Below are 19,269 nucleotides of genomic sequence, written 5' to 3'. Positions count from 1 at the left end.
CCTAGTTTAATAAAGTTAATGAATAAATTAATAGAATGATAGGAATGAACGTTCATTCCGGAAAGTGTTTTCAAAAGATTAGGAATGAATATTCATTCCACATGTGAATTTTATAATGGGAGATGATTCAAATGAGCAAGTTAAAAAGTTGGAGAAGTTTATCTTTTCTATTATGGATAGTTATTACTATTACAATGGTCGTAACGATGCCTAATATGGATAAATTAGTGAAGGAAAAAGGGAAAATTACAATCCCTAATACAGAACAAAGCAGTATTGCTGACAAGATGATGAAAGAGATGGATAAAGAAGGGGTTGAAAAGTATGAAATTATAGCCGTTTTTAATAGTGGCAATAAGGCAGCTTTAACAGATGAACAAAAGAAGGAAATAACAAAAACAATCAACGCCCTGCAAAATGAAAAAGAGCAATTAGGAATTAAGGAAGTTGTTTCATATTTAGATAATAAAGACTTGGAAAAACAATTAGTTTCTAAAGATAATACGACTATTTTAACGCAAATATCGATAGATAAAAAACATGGTGAAATATCAAAGGTTTCAAATAATCTTCATGAAAAAGTGCAAACGAAAGGGGTAAAAACGTATTTAACAGGAAGTGACTTAATAGCGGGTGATTTTCTTAAATCCTCTCAAGAGGGAGTGAAAAAGACAGAAGTTATTTCAATCATTTTCATTCTTGTAGTATTAATCCTCGTATTCCGTTCACCAGTTGTTCCGATTGTTTCTCTTCTTACAGTCGGTGTGTCGTATTTAGTTTCAATGGGGATTATTGCTCAGCTTGTGGATCAATTTAATTTCCCATTTTCAAACTTTACACAAGTGTTCGTAGTCGTCGTCCTCTTTGGAGTAGGAACAGATTATAACATTTTATTATATACGAGGTTTAAAGAAGAATTAAGTAAACAAGAAAATGCATTTTTGGCCACGAAAGAAACATTTAAATCGGCAGGTAAAACCGTATTATATAGCGGTATAGCGGTGCTAATTGGTTTTGCATCACTTGCGTTAGCGAGTTTTAAATTATATCAATCTACTTCAGCGGTAGCAATTGGTGTTTTAGTATTACTACTCGTATTAACGACTTTAAATCCGTTTTTTATGGTGCTTTTAGGAAAAGGAATGTTTTATCCAGTTAAAACATTTAAAGGTCATGAGGATAGTCGCTTATGGGGATTCTTTGCGAAAAATTCAGTAGCAAGGCCATTTATCGCTTTAATCATCGTATTCGTAATATCGATTCCTTTCGTATTAAAATACTCTACTACACTGAATTACAATGATTTATTTGAAGTGGATAATAAGTATGAATCAAAGATGGGTATTAACGTAATAGAAGATCATTTTCCGCCTGGTTTCTCTTCACCGAGTACATTAGTCATTCAATCTGATAAAAAGCTGGATGAAGGAACTTCTCTACAAATTTTAGATGAATTAACTGATAAAATTTCGAAAGTTAAAGGTGTGTCAGAAGTATATGCACCAACACGTCCAACTGGTGAGAAGATAAAAGAATTATATTTAAATAAGCAAGCGGGAGAATTGAATACAGGATTAGGAGATGCCGATGGTGGCATAAAGGAAATTAATGATGGATTAACGGATGCGAAAAATAAAATGGGAAGTAATGATTCAAATAGTCTTGCGAATGTTCAAAAATTAATTGATGGAACGAACGAGGCGAAAAATGGGGTATCAGCATTAGGAACAGCTTTACATCAATTATCCAGCGGCATAAACGGAGGTGCACAAGGAGCGCAGCAAATTGAGAGTGGGTTAACTTCAGTAAATAAAAATATAAATGTCCTATCCAATGCAACGTCACAGCTTCATACTGGTTATGCACAGTTAGAAAAAGGTTTAAGTTCTTACGATCAATACTTCGGAAGTATTGATCAAGCGATTGACGGTGCGAAAAAAGGATATGAACAAATTGAAATGTTAATGACCAATTTCGTTCAAACGAAACCAGAATTAGCGAATGATCCAAACATACAACAAACGATAGGGATTGCTAAAGAGGCACAAAAAAATTTAAGCGTACTTTCAAATGAATTAAATCAATTAGCAACCCAGCACAAAACGGCGATGAGTTCATTTAAAGAAGCGAATCAATCGTTATGGAAAGTGGATAACGGCTTAAAAGAAATGGGCATTGGAGTTAATAAGTTACAAAAGGGAGCAGCGGATCTTAAAAATGGATTAAATGAAGGTACTGCAGGTTCAAAACAAATTGCAAATAAATCAGTTGAGTTACAATCTGGATTAACGAAAATAAACGATGGACAAGGACAACTTTTAACGGGCCTTAAAGACCTGCAAGAAAAGATGGGGCAATTACAATCCGGTTTATCTAAAAGTACAGAAGGGCTTGGAAAAGTAAGTAATGGCCTGCATGACGCACAGAAATATTTAGGGGAGCTCAATGAGTCGAAAAGCTCTGAGAAGTTTTATATTCCAAAAGAAGTGCTAGAGGGAGAAGATTTCCAAAAAGCATTGAACACGTACATGTCACAGGATAGAAAAATTGCTAAAATGACCATCATTTTAGATGTAATTCCGTATTCCAAAGAAGCGATGCCAATTATTCAAGAAATTAATAAAACAATCGATGGCACTGTAAAGGGAACGGAATTACATGATGCGAAAACAGCGATCGGCGGAACAACATCTAGAAACGTTGATTTAAAAGAAGTAACAGGGCAAGATTTTTTACGTACAGCTACAATTATGTTAATTGGAATTGCCATTGTATTAATCGTAATTACACGCTCACTACTAAACACAATATTTATTATTGGCTCATTACTATTAGCGTACTTCGCATCACTTGGTATAAGCGAACAAATTAGTGCACATGTATTACATGTAGATACATTAAGCTGGAATGTTCCATTCTTTAGCTTCATTATGATTGTCGCTTTAGGAGTGGATTATAGTATTTTCGTAATGATGCGCTATAACGAGATCGAAGGGGATTCGGTAACAAAAATTGTAACTGCATCTCGTCATATAGGAGGAGTTGTATTATCGGCGGCGCTAATTTTAGTAGGGACGTTTGCAGCATTAATTCCATCAGGTGTGTTAACACTTATACAAGTTGCATCAGTTGTTGGCGTTGCACTATTACTATTAGCTTTAATCGTGATGCCGATATTGTTACCTGCTTTAATGGGGTTAACGAGTAAATTGAAGAGTTATAAAGAAAAAATAATAAATACGAAATAAGTGAAGACTGTAGGGGATGATTTCTCTACAGTTTTTCTATATATAAAATCTTAAATGGAAAATGAATCCAATGTATTACACAACGAGAAGTGAATGGTAACATGAGAAAGAGGTCGATGATATACATACCATAGCTAAGGGAATGGATAAAAACTATCCGATTTCATTGTAGAAAGGTAATCAACCGTTGCTATTCATCCAGCTTCTACTATATAATAGCTATAGTCTACAATAATTGAGTCGTAATATGCGATTTTTTAAGACAATCGGTGAGAAAACGCTGAAATAAGCGGTATTAGTAGGAGGACACAAATGATTACAGTAAGTAACGTTAGTTTGCGTTTCGCGGATCGCAAATTATTTGAAGATGTTAACATAAAATTCACGCCAGGTAACTGCTACGGTTTAATCGGAGCAAACGGTGCTGGTAAATCAACATTTCTAAAGATTTTATCTGGAGAAATTGAACCATCAACAGGTGACATACATATTACGCCAGGTGAGCGTCTAGCAGTATTAAAACAGAACCACTTCGAATATGAAGAGTTCCCAGTATTAGAAACAGTAATTATGGGTCACACGCAACTTTACAAAGTAATGCAAGAGAAAAATGCTATTTACATGAAAGAAGACTTTAGTGATGAAGATGGAATGCGTGCTGCAGAACTTGAAGGTGAGTTCGCTGAGCTTAACGGTTGGGAAGCTGAGTCAGAAGCTGCAATCCTTCTAAAAGGTCTTGGTATTGGTGAAGATCTTCACGACAAAAAATTATCAGAATTGACTGGTGCAGAGAAAGTGAAAGTATTACTTGCTCAAGCATTATTCGGTAAACCTGACATTCTATTACTAGATGAGCCTACCAACCACTTGGACTTAAAAGCGATTCAATGGTTAGAAAACTTCTTAATGAACTTTGAAAATACAGTAATCGTTGTATCCCATGACCGTCACTTCTTAAATAAAGTATGTACGCACATGGCTGATCTTGATTTCGGTAAAATTCAACTTTATGTTGGTAACTATGACTTCTGGTATGAGTCAAGCCAGTTAGCTTTAAAATTAACACAAGATGCTAATAAGAAAAAAGAAGAGAAAGTAAAAGAGTTACAAAACTTCATTGCACGCTTTAGCTCAAACGCATCTAAAGCGAAACAAGCAACTTCTCGTAAAAAATTATTAGATAAAATTACATTAGATGATATTAGACCATCATCACGTCGTTACCCATTCGTTGGCTTCACACCTGAGCGTGAAATAGGAAATGACTTATTAACTGTTGAAGGTCTTTCTAAAACAATTGATGGCGAAAAAGTGTTAGATAATGTGTACTTCACTTTAAATAAAGGTGATAAAGTTGCATTTATCGGTCGTAACGATATTGCGATGACAACATTATTTAAAATCCTTATGGGTGAAATGGAGCCAGATAGCGGTTCATTCAAATGGGGTGTTACAACATCTCAATCTTACTTCCCAAGAGATAACTCTAAGTACTTTGAGAACAATGACTACAACTTAGTTGATTGGTTACGCCAATTCTCTCCACAAGATGAGTCAGAAAGCTTCTTACGTGGTTTCTTAGGCCGTATGTTATTCTCAGGTGAAGAAGTTAAGAAGAACGTTTCTGTATTATCTGGAGGCGAAAAAGTTCGTTGTATGTTATCTAAAATGATGTTAAGTGGTGCGAACGTAATCACACTTGACGATCCAACGAACCACTTAGACCTTGAGTCTATCACTGCATTAAACAATGGTTTAATTGCTTTCAAAGGTACAATGTTATTCACATCTCATGACCATCAGTTCGTACAAACAATTGCAAACCGCATTATCGAAGTAACGCCAAACGGTGTAATCGATAAAGAAGCAACTTACGATGAGTACTTAGAAAATGAAGAACTTCAAAAACAAGTAGATGCAATGTACAAAGGTCAATAATATATAATGAAAAAACTCGCTCTTTTTAGAGCGAGTTTTTTTGTCGAGAAAACATAACACCATTGGTGGGGGCAAATGAATAATTATTCAAATATAATATTAGTGAACATGAGGATTTTTCATGTATGGAAGAGATGTAATGACTTTAAGATTTAGTTGAAGCAGGGGAATGTAAGGTGAGCAATATAATTAAATAACATTATTTTGTCATGTGAAATATGTACCAAAATTGGAGATAGAATAGTTTGCGAATGAGTTTATAAAGGTATATAGTATGGGATGTCATAATTAGTGGATGAATCTTGGGAGAAAACAGGAAATGTTACAAATTTATTTTATTAAATAGAAACCAAGGTCAAAATGTTTAAAAAGAAATAGTTGAATAAATACAAGCTTCAAATTATAATTACTAATATTCTTCATATAGTTAAATAAAAAAATCTATTTGAAGAAGAAAAATCGAATAGAGAGACAGACTTATAAAAAATAAGCCTTGGATGATCAAAAGAGGTGGAGAAATGAAACAGTTCTTATTAAAGAGCAAAAGTGTGTTAAGCAATCATTTTGGATTCTTTCTGTTTGCCGTTATTTTATTGTGGCTCAAAACGTATGCAGCCTATGTAACGGAATTTAATTTAGGAATTTCAAACACAATCCAAAAATTCTTGCTGTTTTTTAACCCGCTTAGTTCAGCAGTTCTATTTTTAGGACTTGCATTATTTGCAAAAGGGAAGCGATCTTATATTTGGTTAATTGTTATCAACTTGTTATTGTCGATTCTTTTATATGCAAACGTAGTTTACTATCGCTTTTTCAGTGACTTTATTACGTTCCCAACATTAACACAAACGAATAACTTTGGAGATTTAGGTGGTAGTATTCTTGCGTTGCTACATCTTTATGATCCACTATACTTCTTAGACACGATTATATTAATTGTGTTAGTTGCAACAAAATTTGCAAATCCAAAACCAATTCGTGTTGCGAAGCATAAAGTATCTCTAGTATTTGTAGCAGGTATTTTATTATTCAGTGTTAATTTAGGTCTTGCAGAGTCTGACCGTCCTGAATTATTAACAAGAACGTTTGACCGTAATTATATTGTGAAATATTTAGGGGCATACAACTACACAATTTATGATGGAATTCAAAGTGCGAAAGCATCGACAGAACGAGCATTAGCTGATGGCGATAATATGACAGAAGTACGAAATTATTTAACATCAACTTATGCAAGTCCAAATCCTGAGTATTTCGGTAAAGGAAAGGGAATGAACGTAATTTATATTCATTTAGAGTCATTCCAAAACTTCTTAATTGATTACAAATTAAATGGTCAAGAAGTTACACCGTTCTTAAACTCATTTACAAAAGATGCGAATACGCTATACTTTGATAACTTCTTCCATCAAACAGGACAAGGGAAAACATCTGATGCGGAGTTTATGTTAGAGAATTCAATGTTTGGTTTACCGCAAGGTTCTGTCTTTACAACGAAATCTCATAATACGTATCAATCAGCACCAGCTATTTTAGGACAACAAGGATACACATCAGCAGTATTCCACGGTAACTACAAAACATTCTGGAACCGTGACGATATTTATAAATCATTTGGTTTTAATAAATTCTTTGATGCGTCATACTACGATATGAATGAAAAAGACGTAGTAAACTACGGATTAAAAGATAAACCGTTCTTTAATGAATCTATTCCGTTATTACAAACGTTGAAACAACCGTTCTATACGAAGTTTATTACGTTATCGAACCATTTCCCTTATCCAATTGATAAGGCAGAAGCAACGATTGAACCAGCAACAACAGGTGATTCATCAGTAGATACGTACTTCCAAACAGCACGCTATTTAGATGAATCTGTAAAAGGCTTCATCGATTACTTGAAACAATCTGGTTTATATGATAACTCAATTATCGTTATGTACGGAGACCATTACGGTATTTCAGATAATCATAACGCAGCAATGTCAAAAGTAATGGGTAAAGAAATGAACTCATTTGAAAATGCACAGTTACAACGTGTGCCTTTAATCGTTCGTGTACCAGGAGTGAAAGGTGGCGTACAACATCAATACGGCGGTGAAATTGACGTTCTTCCTACGTTATTACACTTACTAGGTACAGATACGAAAAACTATGTTCAATTCGGTTCAGATTTATTATCACCAGAGCATAAACAAGTCGTTGCGTTCCGTAACGGTAACTACGTAAGCCCAACTGTTACTGCACTAAACGGCAAATACTATGATACAACAACTGGAAAACCTGTAGAATTTACAGATGAAATAAAGAAAAATGAACAAATGGTTCAAAACTCACTAAAATACTCTGACCAAGTCGTAAATGGTGACTTATTACGATTCTACACACCGGAAGGATTCACTCCAGTAGATCGTTCGAAGTATAACTATAACAATCGTGATAAAAACAAAACGAAGGTAAAAACGACTCCGGAAGGGGAAGCTAAATAATAAAAGGCGCTATTCATATGAATAGCGCTTTTTATTTGTAAATATACCATCATTATTAGACAGAACTAGCTGTTGCTTTTTGTTTTGCTTTTCCGAAGAACACTACACCAACAATGATCATAATGATAAATGCCCATTTAATGAAAGGGTTACTTTCGAAAAATCCAGCGAACCATTTCTCATCTACAATCATTTTTGCAGCAGTATAAGCTAAAACCGCTGCTCCAATCGTAATGATGACAGGAAAACGATCTACCCATTTTAAAATCAATGTACTGCCCCATACGACTACAGGAATAGAAACTAATAGCCCGATGATTACTAAAGAAAAGTTACCATGCGCAGCTCCTGCAACAGCGAGTACATTATCAATACCCATTAACGCATCAGCAATGATAATGGTTTTAATAGCAGACCAAAATCCTTCTTCTGCCTTAATATCATGGTCTTTGCCTTCAGCAATTAATTTGTAAGCAATCCATATAAGAAGTACACCACCAATTAAAAGTAATCCTGGTATTTTTAATAACCAAACGACAACTAAAGTAGCAAGAGCTCTTATAGCAATTGCTCCAACGGTTCCCCAAATGATAACTTTCTTTTGTTGATCTTTCGGTAATCGTCTTGCTGCTAATCCAATTACAATGGCGTTATCTCCGGCTAACACTAAATCGATTACGATAATTGCTAATAAGGCAGACAAATATTCAGGTGAAAGAAAATCCATAAATATATCACTCCTTATAATTAATATGTACTTATAAGCTATTCCGTATTAAGAATTCTAAGGATTATTTATTAAAATACAATCTCTTCAAATAGTAATTAAGGATTATAATTATGGTGCATAAACACTTAAAAAGATGGATACGGTACAATTCTGGAACCATCTTTTAAGTGCTTAATTTTTAATTATCATTTTTTGTTTGAAGATTTACTTTCGTATCTTTGATTATTACTTTTTTAGGCGTGAAACATGCAATAATTAAAGCCACAATAGATAAGACTAACATAAATACGTACGCATCACTTGAGCTATAGATAGAAGATAAGTTTGTTACTTGCATAGCTGATATATTTCCATTCTCACTAGATAACTGTGAAATGTGTGAAGTGGATTGAATTGTATACACCGTGATAATAACTGCTGTTCCAATAGCACCTGCTAATTGGCGAATCCTACTATTTCAAGCTTAACGGTTCAGAAAATCGCAACAAAAGCAGGGTTAAATCGAACAACATTTTATTTGCATTATCAAGATATTCAAGATTTACTAGACCAAATCACTAGCGAAATTTTAAATGAGCATTCAAATAAAATTGTTGATTTAATACATGCAAAAGATTTATCAGAAAAACAAAAGCTAACACAATTGCTAGATTATTTATATATTCACCGAAATTTTTTATTTATATTATTTAAAATGAATCAATTTGAGGAGCAATTGTTTTTATTTTTAAAGCAATTAATAGAAACGAGAAGAGAGAATACGAAAAAGAATTTACCTGATGATTACGTTGCAGTTGATATTAAAACAGCCTCTTTGGTAGGGATTATCATGTGGTGGATAAGGAATGGACTTCACTTTAGTTCAGATTATATTGCAAATCAAATTTATTTAATGTATAAAGGATGATATGTTAAAATCAGTCATATGTATTAGTAAATAAAAATCATTATATCTAAGAGTTGAAATTAATGGGAGATAGAAAGTGTCTTACAAGTTAAGAAAGGCGTATAAATTTCAAATTTATAAAGTAAAAGTTTTATAGCAAGAAGAGGAGAAATTTATGAATTTTCAAAATAAAAAAATAGCATTACATTTAGAGGTGGTGAAATACCAATTTAAAGATGCAAAAGAGGAGTGTGATAGAAATTGGCTAATAGTAAAAGCGAAACTGTCAGAAGGAAATAAAGTTTTTGAAACGATGGATCCTTTTCTACAAACGTTCGACTTACAGCGTATGAAAAAATGGTTTCAATCATTACCGAATCCTACATATACCGAACTAGATTTCATAGAGCCTAATATAGCGTTTGAATTAATGGGGGAAAATGAAGATGAGTTTCAAATTGTAGTCCGATTATCTCAGGAACTTACCCCTTCATGGTGTAAGGAAGAGGAGTACGAATTTTCTATAAGTATTACACAAGAGGACAGAGAAAAGATTATTCTTTTTATTGAAGAGCAACAAAGAAATTTCCCAAAACGATAAAAAAGACTTGATAACCTACTAGAGGGAATCAAGTCTTTTCATTACATACGATTATCATGCCAGAAGTTTAATGGGAAGTGTTCGTTCTCATTATATGCTTCTAATTCATATCCTTTTTCTTTCAGTCCTTTAATAATTCCAGGTACTGCTTTTACCGATTGTGGATGAATATCATGCATAAGGATAACTTCTGTTGGATTTGTAGCACCATGTAGTACGTTCTCTACAATTTTAGCAGATGCAGCATCAACTTGCATTTTGTTATATTTCCAGTCTAAAGAATCAATTGTCCAATCCCAAACCTTTAAGCCATTTTCTACAACTTTGTTGCGAAGAGCTTCGTTTAATCCTGGCATTGATCCGTAAGATGGGCGAGTTAATACTGGTGATTTACCTAAAACACCAGCGATTAAGCCTTGATCTTCCTTCATTTCATCTACATAATGACCTTCAGTGTAAAGTTTCTTGTAGTTATGAGTCATACTGTGCATCCCAACGTAGTGGCCTTCAGCATCTTCGCGTTTTACAAGATCAGGGAAAGCTTTTACGTTTGAACCAATTAGGAAGAATGTTGCTTTTGCATTTTCTTTCTTTAACATATCTAAAAGCTCAGCTGTGTATTTTCCGGGACCGTCATCAAATGTTAAGTAAGCGACTTTTCTAACTTGTCCGTTATAATGCTTTGGAGCCTCTTTCGGAGCAAGAGATGTTTGAATCTCACTTACAAGTTGAACAGATTTTGCTTCATCCTCTGTACTAGCTAAAGCAGTATGTACTGATCCTAAAGCGGCTTCGTATGTAAATAATACCCCCGCACAAACCAACATAGCCCTTTTTACCAAAGTTGTCATTCGAATTCCATTGTGCATAATTTTCCTTCTCTCTATAAAAGTTCTACTCTACTATATTAGCAATTATAGGTAGGGAAATGCAAAAAAACTTTTTTACAAGTGTAAAAAAGTTTGGCAAAAAGTATGCAAGATTTTAAAGGAATGTCATTTTGGAAGAAACATCACAAATGATTGGATAAATTGAATGGTGAATTGGAAACAATACAAGGGATATTAATTTTAGGAGGTGCTTTAATTGAATTATAAAAAAATGCTTTCAATATTAATGACAAGCATATTTACAGTAGGATTATTAATTGGCTGTAATCCAGCTCCAAAAGATGAAAAGGAGCCAGATCCAACGGAGGAACCTTCTGAACAAAGACAGGAGGAAAAAAATAATGAATTAAACAAAAAGGATGAGCAAGAACCAGATCCAACAGAAGAGCCATCTGAGGAACAAAAGAAGAAAAAAGAAAATGAGTAGTTGTAGTTTAATGAAATGTGTAGCATGATTTTGTAACAAAAAATACTTTTTAAAACATACAACCACTTTTCTTGCTTTATAAAAAAGTGGTTGTATAAAATTGTATATGAATTTAAACATTTCATGGATATGACTTTTGCTTTAAGGCTACTTTTTAATTCATGTAGTTTGTGATGTTTATTTCCCCTAAAATGAAGCTTGAAATCAATATTCATCTCTCGTTACAAACTCTTCAATCATCAAATTTAATTGATCCGATATTTCTATCAACAAACTTCTATATTAAATACCTCGTACAACATAATAGCACCTAATGCAGTAATTCCTTCATAAAGCATTATAATGCTTTTTATTAAAATCTTTCCTTAATTTAAGCCTAATATCCCCCTGATGTGTGTTAGTAAGTATTGTTGTGTTAAAATTTTGACAAAAACTATTAATTTATTCGTTTATTTTATGAAGATTTGCTCCTTCTTTTAACGATTAAAGGATTAAATATATTAGAAAGTTTTAATAAAATTAAAACTCTATTTTCTTGGAAGTAGGAAATAAAAAATTTATAGGAATTAGACTAAAGTCTTAAAACGAAAGGAGACTAATCATACTTTCGTATCACTTCATTTTCGTTCCAATTATTGATTCGAATATTTTTGTTTTTTATTAAAATATTGGTAAAGAAATAATTACATAAAAAAAAGGAGTGGGAATATGAATAATTATATTTGTACTACATGTGGAGTACAGTATCCCGAAAATGAAGAAGCACCTTCTCGTTGTAAAATTTGTAATGAGGAAAGACAATATGTTAATCCAATTGGGCAGTCATGGACAACATTAGAAACAATGCAAAATAGCAATTTATACAAAAACGAAATAATAAAAGAAGAAAGCGGTTTGTATAGCATTACTACTAAACCTAAATTTGCGATTGGACAAACAGCATTTTTAATACAAAGTAAAACTCTAAATGTTATGTGGGATTGCATTAGTTATTTAGATGATAAAACGATACAACGTATATATGATTTAGGTGGTATTCAAGCAATAGCACTTTCTCATCCACATTATTATTCTACACAAGTTAAATGGGCAGAAACATTCAATGTACCTATTTATATTCATGAAGATGATAAAGAGTGGGTGGTTCGTCCGAGTAAGCAAATTAAATTTTGGTCTGGGGAGCATCTTTTGTTATCGGAAGAACTTATATTACATCGCTTAGGAGGCCATTTTAAGGGCGGGACTGTTATACATTGGAAAGACGGTAATGAAGGGAAAGGTATTTTGTTATCAGGTGATATTATACAAGTAGTTTCGGATCAAAAATGGGTAAGTTTTATGTATAGTTATCCCAATCTTATTCCATTACCAGCGAATAAAGTTAGAGATATGGCAGAGAAAGTAAAAGATATCCAATTTAGTCGACTATATAATGCATTTCATGGTGTGGTGGAAGATGCAAATAAAGCTGTACAAAGATCTGCTGATCGGTATATAAAGGCCCTGCAAGGAGAACTATTTCATACGTAATAGCTTGTATTTCATCTCTACATTTATATAACTAATTTTATATGAATTTTATACGAAAGTCCTATTGTTTATTAACTTATAGGTCTTTCAACTTAGGAAGCTCACACTAATGAGGGATGTTAAAGGGAATATATGTAACCTATACTAATTACTATAAAGCTTTGGAAAATGAAAAGGAGGAGATTTGCATGAAGAATTGGGTTCAATTTAGAATTGCAAGACCAACAGATAAATTTGAAGAAGTGATAAGTTTTTATGAAACAGGATTAGGATTAAAACGTATAGGGGAATTTCACAATCATGAAGGATATGACGGGGTTATGTTTGGTTTACCAGATGAAGAATATCATTTGGAGTTTACTACACATGTTAATGGAAGTCCATGTCCGGCACCGACAAAAGATAATTTACTAGTTTTTTATATGCCTAATAAAGGTGAAATTGAAAAGATAGTGAATCGATTAAGTAATATGGGCTATCATGAGGTGGAACCAGAAAACCCGTATTGGATAGAGAAAGGAACCACAATAGAGGATCCAGATGGTTGGAGAATTGTGCTTATGAATGCATCTGAATAAAGAAACTATTATTATATGAAATAGAGTGTAACAAAATGATTTAGACATAAATCCCTACAGTGTTTGTAGGGATTTTTATATAAGAAAATCTTATTGAGAGAGTTATTAAAATGTAGAAAGATTTTGGCTAAGAGCAAATGTAATAAACATAATTTATGAAGGAGGTATAAAAGTATGATAGTAAAACATTTTAAAGAGTTTTCTAAACATGTTGGAAATACACCTCTCATGAAATTAGAATGCGAAGAAACGAAGAACCTTTCTATCTATGCTAAATGTGAATGGCATAATCCTACAGGATCAATTAAGGATAGGGCCGCACTTGGAATGATTAATAAATATTTACAAGAAGCGGACAAAAAACAAAATATTTTAGAGTATAGTGGTGGAAGCTTAGCGAGGTCAATTGGGTGTATTTGTAATTGTTTAGGGATTGAATGCACGTTAGTGTTAAGTTCTGCAACTGGTCAATCTCTATTAAATAAACTCAAATATTATGGTGCTAACGTAATCTTAGTTGATAAATGTAAGGGGTTTTACGCAGTAATTGAGAAGGCAATAGAGATTAGCAAACAAAATCCAGAATTATACTTTTTATTCCAACATTATAATAATGCAAATATAGTAAGTCATATTGAAGGTACAGGGCGAGAAATTATTGCACAAATGATTGGAAAACCAATACATGCATGGGTAGCATCTGCTGGTACTGGTGGAACTCTAATGGGAGGCTATACAGCAATAAAGAATTATACAAAAAATGTTGAACTACATTTAGTAATGCCTGCTGAATTGCCTTATGCTTCGGAACAACCACCAAATGATTTAAAGAAATATGCTGGATCAGGTGGGTTCGGCTTAGGAAGGAAACAACATTTCATAGAACAGGAAGAAAATTTGATAGAAAAACAATGGACTTATTCATATGAAGATACCCTGTATGAAATGGCACGTTTTTACAAAGATACTGGTATAAAAATAGGAACTTCTGCGGCAGCGAATTTATTAGCTGCTAAACAAATTGGGAAAGAAAAAGGTGCGAATTTTAATGTAGTTACAGTTTTTCCGGACGCAGGGTCAATAGAAGAGTGGTCAGATGTAAAAAAATTAGTTGAAAAATAGGGGATAGACCAAATGATAGAGAGGACCATCAAAAAACTGTATGTTTAACTGGTACAGTTTTTTGATGGTGTGGCTGTGTAATGTTTAGAAATTTCACATACCGTATTTTAAAAATAAATATAGGAAAACCAAAAAGTAATGTAGAATATATCGTGCATACATGTATAAAGTCAACATAAAAGATAAAGAGGTGGGTATATGTTTCTTGAGGAAGTAATGCAGCAACTAGAGAAATATGGAACAGAACAAAATCGTAAAACGTATAAAAACCACGGAGCGAAAGAGCCACTATTCGGAGTTAGTTTTGCGAATTTAAAATTGTTAAAAAAGAAGCTAAAAAAAGATCATGATTTAGCAGTTGAATTGTGGGAAACAAAAAATATGGACGCAATGACATTAGCAACTTATATTTTAGATCCGAAGAAAATAACGACAGAACAGCTTAATAGTTGGGTTCAGGATGTTGATTATTACTGTTTAATGGATGTTCTTATGACATCTATATGTACTTCGCCAATTGCAATAGAAAGAATGGAAGAGTGGACAAAGTTTAATGATGAATGGATTGGAAGAGCTGGCTGGTCTTTATTAGCAAATATAGCGATTAAAAATAAAGCGTTACATGATGATTTCTTCTCTCCGTACTTAGAAGAGATTAAAGAAAATATACATAATGAAAAAAATAGAAAAAAAGAAGCGATGAATAGTGCTTTAATCGCAATAGGAATTCGTAATGAAGACTTAGAGCGACAAACGATTGAAATTGCGCGTGAAATTGGAAAAGTAGAGGTTGATCACGGTGCGACATCATGTAAAACACCAGATGCAGAAAGCTATATAAAAAAAGCGAGAGAAAGAGCTGAAAAAAAGAAAGTGAAATAAGAAAAGAGGAACGGTTATGAAACCAATTGAAGCAGCACAAAACATAATTACATCACAATTTCCGAATTGTGATGTAGCTTTACTCGGCGGAAGCGTTGCACGAGGAGAAGCGACGAAAACATCTGACCTTGATATTGTAATAGTCGATCAAAGTTTAACTTCTTGTTATAGAGAATCTTTCTATAGTAATGGATGGCCTGTTGAGGTGTTTGTTCATAATTTTGAAACATATAAAACCTTTTTCAAAATGGATTGTGATCGAGGGAGACCGTCGTTACCACAATTAGTTTCAGAAGGGATTGCATTAAAAGGGGAAAAGGAAATTGTTGAGAAATTAAAAAAAGAAGCGAATGGTTTACTACATAAAGGACCAGATAAATGGACGGAAGAAACGATTAAGCAGAAGCGATATTTTATTACGGATACTTTAGATGACTTTATTGGTGCAACGAAAAGAGAAGAAGAATTGTTTATCGCTAATCTATTAGCGGATTTAGTACATGAATATGTATTAAGAGTAAATGGTAGGTGGCTTGGGAGTTCAAAATGGTTCATTAGAGTGCTAAGAAGGTATGATGAGCAATATGCAAACAAATTTGTAGCCGCTTTTGATCATTTTTATAAAACGGGAGAGAAAAATGAATTAATTCATTTTATAGAAAAGACGTTAGAACAGTATGGTGGAAGAGTGTTCGAAGGATTTTCTATTGGTAAATAAAAAGGGGAGAGAAAAATGAATGTACCATATGTTCAATTAAGAGAATTGACATTAGATGATGTAGAAGATCGCTATCAATGGTCATTAGATAGAGATGTAACAAAGCATTTAGTCGTACCAGATCAATATCCTCCGTTCACTCGTGAAGATACGAGAAACTGGATTGAAGCTTGTATAAGCCGAAAAAATGGTTATGAACAAAGGGCAATTGTTACTGAGAAAGGTATACATATTGGATGGGTAGACCTTAAAAATTTTGATAAAACAAATAAAAATGCAGAACTAGGAATTGCGATTGGAAATAAAGAATATTGGGGTAAAGGATTTGGAATGGCAGCTCTAAACAGCATGTTACATATAGGTTTTTCCCAGTTTGAATTGGAGAAAATTTGGTTACGTGTAGATGAAGATAATACACAAGCTAAAAAGAGTTATGAACATGCCGGATTTGTATGTGAAGGGTTAATGAGAAATGATCGATTGAGACAGGGGAAGTTCATTCATCGCTATCGTTACAGTATATTAAAAGAAGAGTATGAATTAAAAAATAATAACCTATAAAAATATTATGTAAATGAAAAAGGGGAAGATAAAATGATTCGATTACTTACAAAAGCGGATGCAAAACAATATTGGGAGTTACGTTTACAAGCACTACAAGTAAACCCAGAAGCATTTGTAACGACTTATGAAGAAGCAGTACGTCAAGAAAACCCTCTTGAATGCGTTGCTAGTAATCTTTCATCTAACAGTAGTTTTACATTTGGTGCTTTTAATAATGAAAATCGTTTAGTTGGGGTTGTTACTTTATTAACAGAAGAAAAGGATGCATATAAGCATAAAGGGCATATCGTTGCAATGTATGTAGATACTGAAAATCGAAGAAGTGGTCTTGCACGTGATTTAATACGTAAAGCAATTGAAAGGGCAAAAGAGATGAAGCTAGAGCAATTGAACTTAGGGGTTGTGTCAACGAACGAACCAGCCAAACGATTATATGAATCAATGGGATTTAAAACGTACGGAATTGAAAAAAGGGCTATAAAAATGAATGGTGTGTATAGTGATGATGAACATATGGTGTTGTTCTTTTAAGAGAGGAAGTTTAGCATGAAAGATCTCCATTTAGAAAGAAATATGGACCTTCAAGTAGCGATTTTGTATGCGACGGTTGCTGATACGTTTAATAGATTGCAAAGGTTAGTAGAAGGTACTGAAGAGAACGAACTATCCTATAAAGGGTCTGAAAATAATGAAAATAGTATTGGGCAGTTACTTCAGCATTTAGCAGTTGTCGATTTACATTGGGTGTATCGTTTCAAGGGAGAAGATGTTCCAACAACATTTGAAAATAAATATGGTCCTATGTTGAATGAAGTAGGAGAAATGCCGAGTTTAAGAAAATACACGTTGCAAGAGTTAATGCAAGATTATGAAGCAGTGCAAAAATTGTTTCATGAAGAATGTATGAAACTAACAGAAACTGATTTAACGCGGGAAGTTTTGTATGAAAAAGGGGAAACTGCGACTATAAGATGGGGAATTTGGCATATAGCAGATCATAATCGATATCATCAAGCACATATAAGTCGATTGAGGAAATTATATAGAGCTAGATTACATACAAGTTAAAGATTGTGAATTTTAATTATATTTATTTTGTTGTATAGTATTAGGGAGAAACTAAACAAGGGGTTTTACAATGAAAGCAATTGTTATAGGGATACTGGCATCATTTTTCTTTGCCTTTACCTTTGTTTTAAACCGGGCAATGGACTTAGAAGGTGGAAGCTGGATTTGGAGTGCATCATTACGGTATTATTTTATGGTTCCAATGCTATTACTTATTGTTATGTATAGAGGGAACTTAAAGCAACTCTTTCAATATATGAAAAACAATCCGAAAGAATGGTTAGCATGGAGTATCGTTGGATTTGGTCTCTTTTATGCACCGCTTAGTTTTGCTGGAGCGTTCGGACCAGGTTGGCTTGTTGCATCAACATGGCAAATTACAATCGTTGCAGGGATTTTGTTAACACCATTTTTTGCGGTGGATCCACTACATAAAAAACTTCCGATGAAGGAATTAGTTATGTCGGGTATTATTTTATTTGGTGTTGTTCTCATGCAAGTAGAACATGCTTCTTCATTAGGTATTCGTGAAACCGTTTTATGTGTAGTTCCTGTACTTATTGCAGCATTTGCGTATCCTCTTGGAAATCGAAAAATGATGCAAGTTTGTAAAAGGGAATTAGATGTATTTCAGCGAGTACTCGGTATGACATTAGCAAGTTTACCATTTTGGTTTTTATTATCTGGTTACGAAGTATCAACTGGCGGATTACCGTCAAGTAGCCAAGTTTTTCAATGTTTTATTGTAGCAGTTAGTTCGGGGTTAATCGCGACAGTATTATTTTTCTTTGCAACAGATCTTGTGAAAGATGATCCACAAAAACTAGCAACAGTGGAAGCGACGCAGTCTGGTGAAGTTTTATTTGCGCTAGTAGGAGAGCTGATCTGGTTATCTGCACCAATTCCGTCATCATTATCTTGGATTGGTATGAGTCTCGTTATTATTGGGATGATACTTCATAGTTATGTAGCTGTCGTTGTAAAACAAGAAGAAAAAATAACGGCGTAATGAGACTAGCTCTTTTTATTAAGAGCTAGTATTTTTTCGTAGAAAGGGATGAAAGTATGAATTTACAACGTGTTGAACAACTTGAAAAAGATTCAATATTAAATGTGCTACAATATGCCGTCGGTCCAAATGAAATAAGCTTAAAGAAAGCAGTATTACTTTATCAAAATAATAAAGGGACTTTGTACAAATATGAAGAAAAAGCTTGTATAGGTATAGAAGTAATCGGAGCAACTAAAGCACGAGTATGTCATATAGCAGTGGATCCAGATTATCGTCAAAAAGGAATTGCACTGCAAATGATTAAAGAGGTTGTAAGAATATATCAATTGACTTATATAGAAGTAGAGACAGACGATGGGGCGGTAGAATTTTATAAAAGAATTGGTTTTCGAGTTAAAAGTTTAGGAGAAAAATATAAGGGAATCGAAAGATTTCATTGTTATTTGGAAAAATAGTATAAAAATATGCATATGGAGTATAGTCTGAAAAAATAAGATCTACATTTTTCTTCATTTCAAAAAACTCTCGTTCATCATTATCTACGATTTTAATAGAGTTTTGAGTCTTCAGTATAATAATATAC

At 33.4% G+C, this 19,269-nt stretch carries 18 protein-coding genes and 1 pseudogene; 16 read left to right on the top strand and 3 right to left on the bottom strand.

Annotation, left to right across the window (positions count from 1 at the left end; all coding sequences use genetic code 11):
- The first annotated feature begins 131 nt into the window (after nt 1-131).
- From DN403_RS22425 to ltaS, 3 genes are all read left to right on the top strand, one after another.
- The gene (locus tag DN403_RS22425) at nt 132-3,248 is read left to right on the top strand and encodes an MMPL family transporter (protein ID WP_016077542.1); all 3,117 of its coding nucleotides are present in this window, start codon (nt 132-134) and stop codon (nt 3,246-3,248) included.
- A 312-nt stretch (nt 3,249-3,560) separates the two neighbouring features.
- Entirely contained in the window at nt 3,561-5,186 is a 1,626-nt protein-coding gene (locus tag DN403_RS22420) for an ABC-F family ATP-binding cassette domain-containing protein (protein WP_016077543.1), read from the top strand.
- A 518-nt stretch (nt 5,187-5,704) separates the two neighbouring features.
- On the top strand, nt 5,705-7,678 hold the full coding sequence (gene ltaS, locus DN403_RS22415; protein WP_000808776.1) for a lipoteichoic acid synthase: 1,974 nt from the start codon (nt 5,705-5,707) through the stop codon (nt 7,676-7,678).
- A 55-nt stretch (nt 7,679-7,733) separates the two neighbouring features.
- On the opposite strand, the gene DN403_RS22410 is transcribed toward ltaS, so the two are convergent.
- Together DN403_RS22410 and DN403_RS22405 are read right to left on the bottom strand one after the other, a co-directional pair.
- Nucleotides 7,734-8,405: a TerC family protein gene (locus DN403_RS22410; RefSeq protein ID WP_000346946.1), complete on the bottom strand. Its 672-nt coding sequence runs from the start codon at nt 8,403-8,405 to the stop codon at nt 7,734-7,736.
- A gap of 181 nt (nt 8,406-8,586) precedes the next feature.
- Nucleotides 8,587-8,811: a hypothetical protein gene (locus tag DN403_RS22405; protein WP_000288051.1), complete on the bottom strand. Its 225-nt coding sequence runs from the start codon at nt 8,809-8,811 to the stop codon at nt 8,587-8,589.
- A gap of 42 nt (nt 8,812-8,853) precedes the next feature.
- Between DN403_RS22405 and DN403_RS22400 the strand changes: the two are divergent.
- Both DN403_RS22400 and DN403_RS22395 read left to right on the top strand, forming a co-directional pair.
- Nucleotides 8,854-9,315 (top strand): annotated as a pseudogene (locus tag DN403_RS22400) (TetR/AcrR family transcriptional regulator); the annotation flags it as partial.
- A gap of 154 nt (nt 9,316-9,469) precedes the next feature.
- The gene (locus tag DN403_RS22395; RefSeq protein ID WP_016077545.1) at nt 9,470-9,895 is read left to right on the top strand and encodes a WapI family immunity protein; all 426 of its coding nucleotides are present in this window, start codon (nt 9,470-9,472) and stop codon (nt 9,893-9,895) included.
- A 41-nt stretch (nt 9,896-9,936) separates the two neighbouring features.
- Here the strand turns inward: DN403_RS22395 and DN403_RS22390 are convergent, their stop codons facing one another.
- Nucleotides 9,937-10,764: a peptidoglycan-N-acetylglucosamine deacetylase gene (locus DN403_RS22390; RefSeq protein ID WP_000551449.1), complete on the bottom strand. Its 828-nt coding sequence runs from the start codon at nt 10,762-10,764 to the stop codon at nt 9,937-9,939.
- A 217-nt stretch (nt 10,765-10,981) separates the two neighbouring features.
- Here DN403_RS22390 and DN403_RS22385 point away from each other — a divergent pair, with 217 nt between their 5' ends.
- From DN403_RS22385 to DN403_RS22335, 11 genes are all read left to right on the top strand, one after another.
- A complete protein-coding gene (locus DN403_RS22385) occupies nt 10,982-11,212 on the top strand; it encodes a hypothetical protein (RefSeq protein WP_001106986.1) in 231 nt (76 codons plus the stop codon).
- A gap of 708 nt (nt 11,213-11,920) precedes the next feature.
- Nucleotides 11,921-12,742, top strand: a complete 822-nt coding sequence (locus DN403_RS22380) for an MBL fold metallo-hydrolase (protein ID WP_001067271.1) — start codon at nt 11,921-11,923, stop codon at nt 12,740-12,742.
- A gap of 188 nt (nt 12,743-12,930) precedes the next feature.
- Nucleotides 12,931-13,320 (top strand): VOC family protein, encoded by a 390-nt coding sequence (locus DN403_RS22375; RefSeq protein WP_016077547.1) that lies wholly within the window; start codon nt 12,931-12,933, stop codon nt 13,318-13,320.
- A 174-nt stretch (nt 13,321-13,494) separates the two neighbouring features.
- Complete coding sequence (locus DN403_RS22370) at nt 13,495-14,442, top strand: PLP-dependent cysteine synthase family protein (RefSeq protein ID WP_000635842.1); 948 nt, start codon at nt 13,495-13,497, stop codon at nt 14,440-14,442.
- A gap of 198 nt (nt 14,443-14,640) precedes the next feature.
- Nucleotides 14,641-15,324: a DNA alkylation repair protein gene (locus tag DN403_RS22365; RefSeq protein ID WP_000478213.1), complete on the top strand. Its 684-nt coding sequence runs from the start codon at nt 14,641-14,643 to the stop codon at nt 15,322-15,324.
- Nucleotides 15,325-15,340: 16 nt separating this feature from the next.
- On the top strand, nt 15,341-16,042 hold the full coding sequence (locus DN403_RS22360; protein WP_000802430.1) for a nucleotidyltransferase domain-containing protein: 702 nt from the start codon (nt 15,341-15,343) through the stop codon (nt 16,040-16,042).
- A 15-nt stretch (nt 16,043-16,057) separates the two neighbouring features.
- The gene (locus DN403_RS22355) at nt 16,058-16,603 is read left to right on the top strand and encodes a GNAT family N-acetyltransferase (RefSeq protein WP_149185755.1); all 546 of its coding nucleotides are present in this window, start codon (nt 16,058-16,060) and stop codon (nt 16,601-16,603) included.
- Between the two features lie 33 nt (nt 16,604-16,636).
- Entirely contained in the window at nt 16,637-17,137 is a 501-nt protein-coding gene (locus tag DN403_RS22350) for a GNAT family N-acetyltransferase (RefSeq protein WP_149185754.1), read from the top strand.
- 15 nt (nt 17,138-17,152) lie between these two features.
- Nucleotides 17,153-17,674, top strand: a complete 522-nt coding sequence (locus DN403_RS22345) for a DinB family protein (RefSeq protein WP_000653847.1) — start codon at nt 17,153-17,155, stop codon at nt 17,672-17,674.
- Between the two features lie 70 nt (nt 17,675-17,744).
- Nucleotides 17,745-18,683, top strand: a complete 939-nt coding sequence (locus DN403_RS22340; RefSeq protein ID WP_149185753.1) for a DMT family transporter — start codon at nt 17,745-17,747, stop codon at nt 18,681-18,683.
- 56 nt (nt 18,684-18,739) lie between these two features.
- Entirely contained in the window at nt 18,740-19,141 is a 402-nt protein-coding gene (locus tag DN403_RS22335) for a GNAT family N-acetyltransferase (RefSeq protein ID WP_001053328.1), read from the top strand.
- Nucleotides 19,142-19,269: the final 128 nt, after the last annotated feature.

Source organism: Bacillus sp. AY2-1 (genome assembly GCF_008368965.1).
Lineage (GTDB): Bacteria > Bacillota > Bacilli > Bacillales > Bacillaceae_G > Bacillus_A > Bacillus_A thuringiensis_S.
The sequence above is the reverse complement of the archived record's forward strand: the minus strand, read 5'-3'. Positions and strand labels throughout refer to the sequence as shown.